Consider the following 13,807-nt stretch of genomic DNA (forward strand, 5'->3'; position numbering starts at 1 on the left):
CCTACATATATCTGACAAGTGCGAATGAAATTGTGAGCAATAAAGTGATTAGAAATATTGCCTGTAATGTTTTATTTTTTATTGCTGGTGAGGTATAGCTGGTTGGGGTATCATTGAATGTGATATTAATATCATCATTAATTTTTAATCCTTGGCGTGGCAATGTTGTGAACAATTCGTCCAAACCAATTTGTTTTAAATCACGACGTAACAGATAAAGCAGCTGGGTCAGGCTGGCGTCACTGATAAATTTCCCTTTTTGCCCCCAGACGGCTTCTGTGACCATCTCGCGCGTAATCAGATCTCGCTTTGCATTGCGAAGCAAAAAGCTTAAGCATTGTGCCCGCATATGCGTCATTTTTATTATCGTTTTATCTTGTAATGATGTGATTTCTCGTAATGACTCATTATAAATAATCGTATCGTTGATTTTATACTGTTTCATTAATTTATTGCGCCTCACTAACATAATAAGAAAATACAGGTTATCAGTATTTAATATGCCGCCTGTAAATCCACTCGTTGGTTAATATCAGACTTTAGGCTAGATTAAGTCCTGAGTGTTGAGAAATCATTTATTGTTAATTTAGATAAACAACAATTGTGATAATGTTTTTATCTTTTTTTATTACGGTTGATGTGCGTTTTTTGTACATGCATTTACGCTATGAATCTTGATGGCGAGTCTGATACTTATAAAGTAGGTAATTACAATAGTATTGTTTATTTATAACTTGTTATCTGGTAATTTTATTGTAATAAATTATCCCCGAAGGTAATCTGTTGCCGCGATAAAATTTTCATATTGATACAGGGATACGTGAATGGTTGTTGGAAAGAAACATTACCAAAATCTTGATTTCAACCTGATTAAAGTATTTGATGCTGTTATCACGGAGGGAAATGCAACCCGGGCAGCTCAAAAATTGGAGGTGACGCCAGCGGCGGTTTCTCATGCTCTTGTCAGGCTGCACACCATCTATGACGAAGATCTCTTTATCAGAACCCGAGATGGTCTGGTGCCAACTGTGGCAGGAAAAGATTTGCACCAGGTGTTTCGGCAAGTTATTTCTGCTATCGATGCAACCCTCAATAGCCAACATCACGCCAAAGAAGATAATGAGATCATTATTTTAGGGGGTGATATTATTGAGAGTTACTACTTTTCTGTATTTAATGATTGCGATTTATTCAGTAATTATATTATTAACCACTACTCAGCCAGGAAAAATGAAAAAAACGCGTTAAGTACGATGCTGATAAAGGGACGTATCGATATTTCTTTTGGTCTCACAGCCATTGAACATCATTTGGTAGATGTTCATCTTATTGATTATATTGAAGACTATGTGTGCATATGTGGTAGTCATAATTTACTGTATGAGTTAGATGCACTGTCGCTGCATAATTTCTATGCCAGTAAACATGCAATGTATCATACGGATATCTTTACCCCAGCAGCGGCGGACGTGGTTGATTTGTATGAGAACACAGTTTTTTGCAAAGGACGCAGGAATGCGGGTTATCATAGTGATTCATTAGTTGGGGTTTTTAATGTTGTGGAACGAAGCGATATGATTGCGCTGGTACCTTTAAATTATGCTTTGTATTTTCGTGATGTCAGAAATTACAAAGTGAAAATTATGCGACCACCCAGTGAGTTTTCATTTAAAAAATTGCCTGTCTATGCCTGCATATCTGTTAAAAGTGAGCGTTATCAAGTAGCAAAAGATTTTATTCTATTACTGCAATCTATTCTTGATAAAAATAAAATGTCATGACATATCCCTATGTCCATTATGAGATGCCTGTTATAGGTTCTAATGATTGACCCAGTGATTAATGAATGAATATGAATGCCAGAACGGAGAAAATAATTAACACAGTAATAAATAGTATGTTTTTACACAACCGCTGATGAAGCCATAATTTTTTCACCGGTTTATTGATAATGATGTCAGCATTAACTTTTACACCTAGCCTCGGGATGGTAGAGAAAAAATCATGCAGACCACATTCTCTGAGATCTCTACGCAATAAATATAATAGCTGAGTCAGGTTTGCGTCGTTCACAAACTGGCAGCGTTCTCCCCATAGAGCCTGCGCAAGCTGTTTCTTGTGAATAACTTCCTCGTGTGAATTTTGGATCATATATCTTAGACATCTTACCCTCATACTTGTCATTATTAATCTATCTGAGCTTTTCAGATTTTTGATTTCATGAGTTTTATCATCATAAGTACATTGATTGTTGATTGTATATATGGTCATGATTCTATTTACCATTGGTTTCCTGTGGGTTCTGCATCGTAGGCGGAGATTTTGTATTCTTCAATAGATGAGAATTGTCTGCACTATGAATTATTTTAATATAGAGCGTTTAATCACGGTTTATGGCGGGAGTTGAGCGTAGCTAATATTCTGTTTTTAGTGGAAGTTGTAATAAAAAGCAATTGCTGTGCTTTTAGTTGTCGTTATTGATTGTGCCAACTTGCCTATACTCTCTATGGCAAATGACCGATATTAAATATTATTAATAAATAGTCGATATCAAGAATAGGTTGATGTTCTGTTGAAACGACGCAGAGCTTCACAAACTCATGGCCAAGGCCAGGTGAGATTTGAAGCATGATCTCGCGCATTGTCCTGCCAGGCACGTTGCCTGAGCAATGAAGATATCATCGTAAAAACCGACCTATTCATCATGAATAATCTAATTTTAACGAGCTTTTTGAGGGTGTAAGATAGTATTTACGAAGTATTCACCCAATAGAGAGAATAAAAGTGAAACATCTGCATCGTTTTTTTAGTAGTGACGCCTCGGGGGGCATCATTCTGATCATCGCTGCCGTGGTCGCTATGCTGATGGCAAATATCGGGGTGACCAGTGGATGGTACCACGCCTTTCTGGAAACGCCCGTTCAACTAAGGGTTGGCGCGCTTGAGATCAACAAAAATATGCTGCTGTGGATCAACGACGCGTTGATGGCGGTGTTTTTCCTGTTGATTGGTCTGGAAGTGAAGCGCGAGTTGATGCAAGGTTCACTGGCCAGCCTGCGTCAGGCGGCGTTTCCGATCATTGCCGCAATCGGGGGCATGATTGTCCCGGCGCTGCTGTATCTGGCATTCAACTATGCCGACCCTGTCACCCGTGAGGGGTGGGCTATCCCGGCGGCAACGGATATCGCTTTTGCATTAGGCGTGCTGGCGCTGTTGGGCAGTCGTGTTCCACTGGCGTTGAAAATTTTCCTGATGGCGCTGGCGATTATCGATGACCTCGGCGCTATCGTCATCATCGCGCTGTTCTATACCAGCGATCTCTCGCTGCTGTCGCTGGGCGTAGCCGCGTGCGCGATCCTCGTTCTGGCGGCATTGAATCTGTGCGGTGTAAGACGCACCGGTATTTATATTCTGGTTGGCGTAGTGCTGTGGACGGCTGTACTGAAGTCAGGCGTGCATGCGACGCTGGCGGGCGTGATCGTCGGCTTCTTCATTCCGTTGAAGGAAAAACACGGGCGTTCACCGGCGAAGCGACTGGAGCATGTTCTGCACCCGTGGGTGGCATACCTGATCCTGCCGCTGTTTGCCTTCGCTAACGCGGGCGTTTCACTGCAGGGCGTTACTGTTGATGGACTGACCTCGGTATTACCGCTGGGGATCATTGCCGGCCTGTTGATCGGCAAACCGCTGGGTATCAGCCTGTTTTGCTGGCTGGCGTTACGCCTTAAGGTGGCGCAATTGCCGGAGGGAACGAACTTCCAGCAAATTATGGCGGTCGGCATTCTGTGCGGCATTGGCTTTACGATGTCAATTTTCATCGCCAGCCTGGCGTTTGGGAACGTCGATCCTGAGCTGATTAACTGGGCGAAACTGGGGATCCTGATCGGTTCCTTGCTGTCGGCGATAATAGGTTACTGCTGGTTACGCACCCGGTTGAACGCGTCAGCCTGACGGGATAACCCTTTTGTGACAATTTTCAGGGAGTGAGTATGTCTCATATAAACTACAACCACCTGTACTACTTTTGGCATGTCTATAAAGAAGGTTCGGTGGTTGGCGCTGCAGAAGCGCTTTATCTGACGCCGCAGACCATTACCGGACAGATTAAAGCGCTTGAGGAACGTTTGCAGGGAAAGCTGTTCAAGCGCAAGGGGCGTGGGCTGGAGCCAAGCGAGTTAGGCGAATTAGTTTTTCGTTATGCGGATAAGATGTTCACGTTAAGCCAGGAAATGCTGGATATCGTGAACTACCGCAAAGAGTCGAATTTACTGTTCGATGTCGGTGTGGCAGATGCGTTGTCCAAACAGCTGGTCAGCAGCGTGCTGGATGCCGCAGTTGTTGAAGATGAACAAATCCATTTGCGCTGTTTTGAATCAACGCACGAGATGCTGCTTGATCAGCTGAGCCAACATAAGCTGGATATGATCATCTCCGACTGCCCGATCGATTCAACGCAGCAGGAAGGGTTATTCTCTGTGCGGATTGGCGAATGCAGCGTGAGTTTTTGGTGCACCCAGCCGCTGCCTGAGAAACCATTCCCGGCTTGTCTGGAAGAGCGTCGATTGTTAATCCCCGGGCGTCGTTCGATGCTCGGGCGTAAGCTGCTGAACTGGATTAACTCACAAGGACTGAACGTTGAAATCCTCGGCGAGTTTGACGACGCCGCGCTGATGAAAGCGTTTGGCGCAACGCACAACGCTATATTTGTTGCGCCTACGCTCTATTCGCACAATTTCTATGCCGATGATTCTATTGTTGAAATTGGACGCGTAGAGAATGTGATGGAGGAGTATCACGCCATATTTGCGGAAAGAATGATCCAGCATCCGGCGGTGCAGCGTATTTGCAATGCGGACTACTCGGCATTATTTAAGCTGCAGTAAGCCAGAACGTCATAATCCTTCCGGCTGCGGTGGTTGCCCGCAGCCGGAATCAATCTACAGCCTTAACAAACCCCGGTACTGACCATCTTCGCGGATAAATACCGGTATTCTGTTCAGTGGTGCGGCATAGCGCAGCGTTTGCCCTCCAGAATAACTTTCGCCGGTCGCAAGATCCGTCCATGTTTCCCCTTCTGGTAGCCAAACGTCACGCTCGCGCATACCTTCATGCATGACCGGCGCAATCAGCAGGTCGGGGCCAAAACAGTATTGATCGGTAATCTCCCAACTTGTTGTCTGTTCTGGGAATTCAAAAAACAGGGTGCGCATTACCGGCGCATTGCGTTCGTGCGTTTCCGCCATTACCGCTTTGATGTACGGCTTTAACTTTTCACGCAACGTCAGACAGCCGGTCAACACTTCGCACACCTCTTCACCATAGCTCCACACTTCGTTCGCCGCACCGGTCGGACACTGGGCAATACCATCACGGTAAGGATGTTCTGGTAAAATCTGCGGATCGCGGTTGCCGTGCAGGCGCATCACCGGGCTAAAGACGCCCCACTGGAACCAGCGAATCAGCAACTCATGGAATTTGGGGTCGTGAATATTACCGCCATGAAAACCACCGATATCCGTTGTCCACCACGGTATCCCCGCGATCCCCATATTGAGTCCGGCGGCAAACTGATTGCGTAGCGATCGAAACGAAGAGTGAATATCACCGGACCAGACCAGCGCGCCATATTTCTGGCTGCCGGCCCAGGCGCAGCGCAGCAGGTTGATAACCTGGTCTTCGCCATCGGCTTTCATACCATCAAAAAAAGTTTTGGCGTACATTCGTGGGTAGATATTACCCACTTCCAGTACCGGCCCGGCGTAATAGCGATAGTTGTCGTAATCGTAAACGCTGAATTCAGGTTCGGCTTCATCTAGCCAGAAGAGCGTTACGCCTTTATCGTAATAGTTGCGCTTAGCTTTACCCCAGACGTAATCGCGCGCACCAGGATGGGTGGCGTCAAAAAACGTCGTGTTGCCGAGGAAATCCATATTGATCGGCAATCCGCGTTCCGTTTGCACCAGCCAGCCGTTTTCGCGCATCTCCCGATAGCTCTCGGTGCGATTATCCACCGTCGGCCAGACGGAGACCATCAGCTCAATACCCAGTGATTTTAGTTCGGCGATCATGGCGTCGGGATTGGGCCAGTCGCGCGGGTCAAACATCCAGTCACCCTGGTTAGGCCAGTGGAAGAAATCAATAACGATAACCGAGATGGGCAGGTTGCGTTGTTTATATTCGCGGGCGACCGCCAGCAGCTCTTCCTGGGTTCGATAGCGGAGTTTACACTGCCAGAAACCCATGGCGTAATCCGGCATCATCGGCGGTGTGCCGGTAGCGAGCGCGTAAGCCTGGCTGATTTCCGCGGGGGTATCGCCAGCGGTGATCCAGTAGTCCAGTTGTTCGCTGACCTGAGCTTCCCATTCGGTTACGTTGTTAGCGAACGTTACGCGACCCACTGCCGGGTTGTTCCATAAAAATCCGTAGCCCAGGCTTGAGAGCATAAACGGTACAGAGGCCTGGGAGTTACGCTGTGCCAGTTCCAGAACGCATCCTTTGAGATCCAGATTGGCCTGCTGATACTGGCCCATGCCATAGATTTTTTCCCCTTCGGCGGCTTCGAAGCGGGCTTTAATCGAATATTTTCCTCCCGGAATAGGGCGGAACTCGCGCCCCTCCAGGTTTAGCGCGCTGACGTACTGCCCGTGTGAAGACTCGTCCTCGCCGATTTCACCCCGCAGACGCCAGAACTCCTGTAACAGAGGCTTATGCGGATGGCGGTAAAAGGAGACCTGTCCTTTTTGATTGACGATAGCGGTGATTTTACCGTTGGTCAGCGTCGCCTGGTGGTGCTCATAAACTATGTGGCAGAGGCTTTCTGCGACGGGCTCATTCAATGCCCAGTCTTCATTTCTCATTACCGCGAGATGACGACCGCTGCGTACGCGCAGACTGTTCTCGCCCCAGGGTTCAATCCACAAATAGCGATCGTTTTGCTGCCAGACCAGACGACGCGGATCATGTTGCACAAATGGCATGGTGGTGCCTCCCGTATTTCGAGGGTGAAGGTAAGTTATTGGTTGATAGTTTCCAGATCGTGGCGAATCTTCTCTTCCATCGCTTCGTATTTACGGAAGAAAAGCAGCGGGATCGCCGCGAGAGCGAAGAGCAGGGCGGGCGCCCAGATAAAGGCCCAGGTAATTCCCTCCAGACCTGCAGCATTCTGGGCGTGGTTCGGAACATAGCCAAAACTGTTCATGATCCAGGCGGCGAATGCAGTACCCAAACCACTGCCCATCTTGATGCAAAAAGTACTGCCGAAGGCGATAAGAATGCCGGTAGCCTTGATACCCGTCTTCCATGCGCCGAAGTCGACGGCGAAGCCCAGCATGGCAAACGGCATTGAACAGGCGATACCGCTGCCTATATTGCCAAGTACCCAGGCGGCGATGAGGAAAGGAATGTTGTCCGCAGCCAGCCACATCATGACGCCGCCAAGCGTGGCGACCAGCAGACCACCTACCCATATCCAGGTTTTAGCGAGGTATTTGCTAAAGAATGGAATGGCGATGATAAACAGGATCTGAATTGTCGCCAGGCTGTTAATCAGCGGAACCAGATCTTTGCGGTCGAGGTTGTAGGTCAGATAGTAGACAATGGTCGTGGAGCGCTGTTGTAGGGCAATCCAGAAGATCAAATTTGCCAGCACCATTAAGATCCATGGCCAGTTACCTTTCATCGCCGCGAAGCTTTTTTTCATCGGCAATCTGGGTTCTTGCTGAATTTTATCCGCATCCATTTCGCGGATATTTTTAAAGGCGAAAAGCGTTAACGAACAGGATATGACGGCAAACAAAATTGCCGTATAAATAAAACCTGCATGGTCGTTTCCATTACCTAAAAATGCAACCAGGGGCAACGCAGTGGCATTCATTAATAACACCCCAATTTGCCCGCCGGTCATTCTCCAGGAATTTAATACCAGACGCTCATTAGGGGACAGGGTCATCAAGGGTAATATTGCGCTGAGAGGTGTATTAAGTCCGGTAAATAGAATACTGGCGATCATGTAGGATATTGCTGCATAGATGGCTTTTCCTGTCATACTGATATCAGGAGACCAAAATGACAGCGCGCTAAATACACCAAAAGGCAGCGGTAACCATAAAAACCAGGGGCGGCATTTACCGTAACGCGAACGCGTTTTATCGATGATGATCCCCCAGATGGGGGCGTCTATGCCGTCTACAATACGCGCCAGCAGTAGGATAACCCCGGCTACGGCGAGGCTGATACCCGCAACATCGGTGTAGAAATATAAGATGTAGGTTGAACCGAAACAGTACAGCAGATTACCCGCTACATCCAAAGAGCCGTAGCTAATACGCTGCAGTAAAGATAATGATGCTGACCCGCAAGACTGGGTATCCTCAATAACAGAACTCATAATGATAACTCCGATATTGGTGTGATACGCCCAGAAAAACAGCTTTTACTTTCTAAGCAGTAGGGTGTTTTTTATTTTTTGTTGCCAGGAAATGTTCACCTTTGGATTGAAATAGTGGTTAATTGGTTTTGTGAAAAATAGTTAACCCAGGCATCGCGATCAATTATCAAATCTTACTTCAGGATTGCGTTTATTCGTTTTTGGCTAAGTTATTATGTCATTTGTTATGGTGGTCACAATTTCCCCTACAATGAAATTAAAAAAGTTAAACAGTGAAAGAAAATAACTTTCATGTCTCTGGTGGGACGGCTGGCTGACAGGAGAAACGGGCAGGAGTGGGGATGAACAAGTTCAGCAAATGAGGGGGCTGTCGAAGCGGGCTGCAAACGACAGACATAAAAAAACCCGCTTGCGCGGGTTTTTTCACAAAGCGACAACAAGCAGGCGATTAAGCCAGTTTGTTGATCTGTGCAGTCAGGTTTGCTTTATGACGTGCAGCTTTGTTTTTGTGGATCAGACCTTTAGCAGCCTGACGGTCCACGATTGGTTGCATTTCGTTAAATGCTTTCAGTGCAGTAGCTTTGTCGCCAGCTTCGATAGCTGCGTATACTTTCTTGATGAAAGTACGCATCATAGAGCGACGGCTAGCGTTGTGCTTGCGGGCCTTTTCAGACTGAACGGCGCGCTTCTTAGCTGATTTGATATTAGCCAAGGTCCAACTCCCAAATGTGTTCTATATGGACAATTCAAAGGCCGAGGAATATGCCCTTTTAGCCTTCTTTTGTCAATGGATTTGTGCAAATAAGCGCCGTTTAAATTGCAGCACTCGTTGCGTAGTGATGGCGCAGGATTCTACCAGCTTGCGTGGCGTGAATACAGCTTTTCCACGAGAAAAATTGCATTAGCGTGCCGTAGAAGGTCTGCAATTTGTTTCATAACAATGAAAACAATCCTCTTTCTGTTTCGTAGAAACAATCGCCGGTTAACGTTGACCGCGGTACAGGGTATACTTTCACGATTTTCACTGTTTTGAGCCAGACATGAAGCTGATACGAGGCATACATAATCTCAGTCAGGCCCCGCATGGGTGTGTGCTGACTATTGGTAATTTCGACGGCGTGCACCGTGGCCACCGCGCGTTGCTGCAGGGCTTACGGGAAGAAGGACGCAAACGCAATTTACCGGTGATGGTGATGATTTTCGAGCCGCAGCCGCTTGAGCTGTTTGCGACGGACAAGTCACCTGCGCGCCTCACCCGCCTGCGGGAAAAACTGCGTTATCTGGCAGAGTGCGGCGTTGATTACGTGCTGTGCGTGCGTTTTGACAGGCGCTTTGCGGCATTAACGGCGCAGACCTTCATCAGCGATCTGCTGGTTAAGCGCCTTGGTGTACAATTTCTTGCCGTTGGCGATGATTTCCGCTTTGGCGCTAGCCGTGCGGGCGATTTCTTGTTATTACAGGAAGCGGGCGCTGAGTATGGTTTTGATATCACCAGCACCCAAACCTTCTGTGAAGGCGGTGTGCGCATTAGCAGCACCGCGGTACGTCAGGCGCTGGCAGAAGATAACCTGCAACTGGCCGAAAGCCTGCTTGGGCATCCTTTTACTATCTCAGGACGCGTCGTTCACGGTGATGAGTTAGGGCGCACCATTGGTTTTCCGACGGCAAATTTACCGCTTCGTCGCCAGGTTTCTCCGGTGAAAGGGGTTTATGCGGTTGAAGTTATGGGACTGGGTGACAAACCGTTGCCCGGCGTCGCCAATATCGGTACCCGCCCGACGGTAGCAGGGGTACGCCAACAGTTGGAAGTGCATCTATTGGACGTTGTAATGGACCTGTATGGTCGCCATATAGATGTAGTGCTGCGTAAAAAAATACGCAGCGAACAGCGATTTGCCTCGCTGGATGAACTAAAAGCGCAGATTGCGCGTGATGAGTTGACTGCCCGCGAATTTTTTGGGCTTACAAAACCGGCTTAATGCCTATACGAGTTTTAAATACGGAACCGAGAATCTGATGAGTGACTATAAATCAACCCTGAATTTGCCGGAAACAGGGTTCCCGATGCGCGGCGATCTCGCCAAGCGTGAACCGGGAATGCTGGCGCGTTGGACTGATGATGACCTGTACGGCATCATTCGTGCGGCCAAAAAAGGCAAAAAAACCTTCATTCTGCATGATGGCCCTCCTTATGCGAATGGCAGCATTCATATTGGTCACTCGGTTAACAAGATTCTGAAAGACATTATCGTGAAGTCCAAAGGACTCACGGGCTATGACTCGCCCTACGTTCCGGGCTGGGACTGCCACGGTCTGCCAATCGAGCTGAAAGTAGAGCAGGAATACGGCAAGCCGGGCGAGAAGTTCACCGCCGCGGAGTTCCGCGCCAAATGCCGTGAATACGCTGCTACGCAGGTTGACGGTCAGCGTAAAGACTTTATCCGTCTTGGCGTGCTGGGCGACTGGTCACATCCGTACCTGACCATGGACTTCAAAACTGAAGCCAACATCATTCGCGCGCTGGGTAAAATCATCGGCAACGGTCACCTGCACAAAGGTGCGAAGCCGGTGCACTGGTGCGTTGACTGCCGTTCCGCGCTGGCGGAAGCGGAAGTTGAGTATTATGACAAAACCTCCCCGTCCATCGACGTGGCGTTCCACGCTGCCGATCAGGACGCGGTGAAAGCGAAATTTGGTGTTTCTGACGTCAACGGCCCGATCTCACTGGTTATCTGGACCACCACCCCGTGGACGTTACCCGCGAACCGCGCAATTTCTCTGGCGCCTGATTTTGACTATGCGCTGGTGCAGATTGACGGGCAGGCCGTGATTCTGGCGAAGGATCTGGTTGAAAGCGTCATGCAGCGTATTGGCGCGGCTGAATACACTGTTCTTGGCACGGTGAAAGGCGCTGAACTGGAACTGCTGCGCTTTACCCATCCGTTTATGGGCTTTGACGTGCCGGCAATTCTTGGCGATCACGTTACGCTGGATGCGGGTACCGGTGCGGTCCATACCGCTGGCGGTCACGGTCCGGATGACTACGTCATCAGCCAGAAATACGGTCTGGAAATCGCTAACCCGGTTGGCCCGGACGGCGCATACCTGGCGGGTACCTATCCGGAACTTGACGGTGTGAACGTCTTTAAAGCTAACGACAAAATTGTTGCGCTGCTGAGCGAAAAAGGCGCGCTACTGCACGTTGAGAAGATGCAGCATAGCTATCCGTGCTGCTGGCGCCACAAGTCGCCGATCATCTTCCGCGCGACGCCGCAGTGGTTCGTCAGCATGGATCAGAAAGGTCTGCGTGCGCAGTCGCTGAAAGAGATCAAAGGCGTGCAGTGGATCCCTGACTGGGGTCAGGCGCGTATTGAATCGATGGTTGCCAACCGTCCTGACTGGTGTATCTCCCGTCAGCGTACGTGGGGTGTGCCGATGTCTCTGTTTGTTCACAAAGACACTGAAGAGCTGCATCCGCGCGCTGTCGAACTGATGGAAGAAGTCGCCAAACGCGTTGAAGTTGACGGCATTCAGGCGTGGTGGGATCTCGATCCGAAAGATATCCTCGGCGACGAAGCTGACCAGTATGTCAAAGTCCCGGATACACTGGACGTGTGGTTCGACTCTGGTTCAACCCACTCATCCGTCGTGGACGTGCGCCCTGAGTTTGCAGGCCATGCGGCCGATATGTATCTGGAAGGCTCTGACCAGCACCGCGGCTGGTTCATGTCCTCTCTGATGATCTCCACCGCCATGAAAGGCAAAGCACCTTATCGCCAGGTACTGACCCACGGTTTCACCGTTGATGGTCAGGGCCGTAAGATGTCCAAGTCTATCGGTAACACGGTTTCTCCGCAGGATGTGATGAACAAACTGGGCGCGGATATTTTGCGTCTGTGGGTCGCTTCAACCGACTATACCGGTGAAATGGCCGTTTCTGACGAAATCCTGAAACGTGCTGCCGACAGCTATCGTCGTATCCGTAACACCGCGCGCTTCCTGCTGGCGAACCTGAACGGGTTCGATCCGGTAAAAGATATGGTGAAACCGGAAGAGATGGTGGTACTGGACAGGTGGGCGGTAGGCTGTGCGCAAGCGGCGCAGGAAGAAATCCTGAAAGCTTACGAAGCCTATGACTTCCACGAAGTGGTACAGCGTCTGATGCGCTTCTGCTCTGTAGAAATGGGTTCGTTCTACCTCGACATCATCAAAGACCGTCAGTACACCGCGAAAGCGGACAGTGTGGCGCGTCGTAGCTGCCAGACTGCGCTGTTCCATATTGCAGAAGCGCTGGTTCGCTGGATGGCGCCGATCATGTCCTTCACCGCCGATGAAATCTGGGGCTACCTGCCGGGCGATCGTGAGAAGTACGTCTTTACCGGGGAATGGTACGAAGGTCTGTTTGGTTTAGGTGAAACCGAAGCGATGAATGACGCCTACTGGGACGAGCTGCTGAAAGTGCGCGGCGAAGTGAACAAGGTCATCGAGCAGGCGCGTGCGGATAAGAAAGTCGGTGGTTCTCTGGAGGCGGCAGTGACCCTGTACGCTGAACCAGAACTGGCGGCGAAACTGACCGCGCTGGGCGAAGAGTTGCGTTTTGTTCTGCTGACCTCCGGTGCGACGGTTGCGGATTATGCAGCGGCTCCTGCTGATGCTCAGCAGAGCGAACTGCTCAAAGGTCTGAAAATCGTTCTCGGCAAAGCCGAAGGTGAGAAATGCCCGCGCTGCTGGCATTACACTACCGACGTCGGCCAGGTGGCGGAACACGCAGAAATCTGCGGACGCTGTGTCAGCAACATCGCCGGTGATGGCGAACAACGTAAGTTTGCCTGATGAGTAAGCCTCTTTGTTCAACAGGACTACGCTGGCTGTGGCTGGTGGTAGTCGTGCTGATTATCGATTTAGGCAGCAAATACCTGATCCTCCAGAACTTTGCTCTGGGGGATACGGTGTCGCTGTTTCCGTCGCTTAATCTGCACTACGCGCGTAACTATGGTGCGGCGTTTAGCTTCTTAGCTGACAGCGGCGGCTGGCAACGTTGGTTCTTTGCCGGTATCGCTATTGGTATCTGCGTTATCCTGATGGTGATGATGTATCGCTCGAAGGCAACGCAGAAGCTAAACAACATCGCGTATGCATTAATCATTGGCGGTGCGCTGGGCAACCTGTTCGACCGCCTGTGGCACGGCTTCGTGGTTGATATGATTGACTTTTACGTCGGCGACTGGCATTTCGCGACATTCAATCTGGCCGATACAGCTATCTGTATCGGGGCGGCATTGATTGTTCTCGAAGGCTTCCTGCCGTCGAAAGAGAAAAAAGCCGCATAAAAAAATGCCGGATGGCGCTATGCTAATCCGGCTTACAATATACTGCGATGCTTGTAGGCCCGGTAAGCGTAGCGCCGCCGGGCAAACAGGC

General features: G+C 49.4%; 12 protein-coding genes. 7 read left to right on the forward strand and 5 right to left on the reverse strand.

The window, feature by feature from the left end:
• Window position 1: 1 nt before the first annotated feature.
• On the reverse strand, window positions 2–445 hold the full coding sequence (locus LA337_02915) for a winged helix-turn-helix domain-containing protein (protein UBI16661.1): 444 nt from the start codon (window positions 443–445) through the stop codon (window positions 2–4).
• 379 nt (window positions 446–824) lie between these two features.
• Between LA337_02915 and LA337_02920 the strand changes: the two genes are divergently transcribed.
• A complete protein-coding gene (locus LA337_02920) occupies window positions 825–1,781 on the forward strand; it encodes a LysR family transcriptional regulator (protein ID UBI16662.1) in 957 nt (318 codons plus the stop codon).
• 58 nt (window positions 1,782–1,839) lie between these two features.
• On the opposite strand, the gene LA337_02925 is transcribed toward LA337_02920, so the two are convergent.
• Window positions 1,840–2,271, reverse strand: coding sequence for a winged helix-turn-helix domain-containing protein (locus LA337_02925; GenBank protein UBI18393.1), 432 nt, complete (start codon window positions 2,269–2,271; stop codon window positions 1,840–1,842).
• A gap of 513 nt (window positions 2,272–2,784) precedes the next feature.
• Here LA337_02925 and nhaA point away from each other — a divergent pair.
• Complete coding sequence (nhaA, locus tag LA337_02930; protein UBI16663.1) at window positions 2,785–3,951, forward strand: Na+/H+ antiporter NhaA; 1,167 nt, start codon at window positions 2,785–2,787, stop codon at window positions 3,949–3,951.
• A gap of 38 nt (window positions 3,952–3,989) precedes the next feature.
• Window positions 3,990–4,883, forward strand: coding sequence for a transcriptional activator NhaR (gene nhaR / locus LA337_02935; GenBank protein UBI16664.1), 894 nt, complete (start codon window positions 3,990–3,992; stop codon window positions 4,881–4,883).
• Between the two features lie 54 nt (window positions 4,884–4,937).
• Here the strand turns inward: nhaR and LA337_02940 are convergent, their stop codons facing one another.
• The 3 genes from LA337_02940 to rpsT form a co-directional block, all read right to left on the reverse strand.
• Window positions 4,938–6,977, reverse strand: coding sequence for a glycoside hydrolase family 31 protein (locus LA337_02940; protein UBI16665.1), 2,040 nt, complete (start codon window positions 6,975–6,977; stop codon window positions 4,938–4,940).
• Between the two features lie 35 nt (window positions 6,978–7,012).
• A complete protein-coding gene (locus LA337_02945) occupies window positions 7,013–8,386 on the reverse strand; it encodes an MFS transporter (GenBank protein ID UBI16666.1) in 1,374 nt (457 codons plus the stop codon).
• A 448-nt stretch (window positions 8,387–8,834) separates the two neighbouring features.
• The gene (gene rpsT, locus LA337_02950) at window positions 8,835–9,098 is read right to left on the reverse strand and encodes a 30S ribosomal protein S20 (GenBank protein ID UBI16667.1); all 264 of its coding nucleotides are present in this window, start codon (window positions 9,096–9,098) and stop codon (window positions 8,835–8,837) included.
• A gap of 105 nt (window positions 9,099–9,203) precedes the next feature.
• Here rpsT and LA337_02955 point away from each other — a divergent pair, with 105 nt between their 5' ends.
• Genes LA337_02955 through lspA form a run of 4 tightly spaced genes read left to right on the forward strand, consistent with a single transcriptional unit; the run spans window position 9,204 to window position 13,716 of the window.
• Window positions 9,204–9,419 carry a DUF2575 domain-containing protein gene (locus tag LA337_02955; protein ID UBI16668.1) on the forward strand — a complete coding sequence of 72 codons (216 nt, stop codon included), beginning with the start codon at window positions 9,204–9,206 and terminating at the stop codon, window positions 9,417–9,419.
• Between the two features lie 7 nt (window positions 9,420–9,426).
• Window positions 9,427–10,365, forward strand: coding sequence for a bifunctional riboflavin kinase/FAD synthetase (ribF, locus tag LA337_02960; GenBank protein UBI16669.1), 939 nt, complete (start codon window positions 9,427–9,429; stop codon window positions 10,363–10,365).
• Between the two features lie 37 nt (window positions 10,366–10,402).
• A complete protein-coding gene (gene ileS / locus LA337_02965; GenBank protein UBI16670.1) occupies window positions 10,403–13,219 on the forward strand; it encodes an isoleucine--tRNA ligase in 2,817 nt (938 codons plus the stop codon).
• Window positions 13,219–13,716: a signal peptidase II gene (gene lspA / locus LA337_02970; protein ID UBI16671.1), complete on the forward strand. Its 498-nt coding sequence runs from the start codon at window positions 13,219–13,221 to the stop codon at window positions 13,714–13,716. Before ileS ends, lspA begins: the two co-directional genes overlap by 1 nt.
• Window positions 13,717–13,807 lie beyond the last annotated feature (91 nt).

Origin of the sequence: Citrobacter europaeus, assembly GCA_020099315.1 — a bacterium.
In the GTDB taxonomy this organism is placed as follows: Bacteria; Pseudomonadota; Gammaproteobacteria; order Enterobacterales; family Enterobacteriaceae; genus Citrobacter; species Citrobacter europaeus.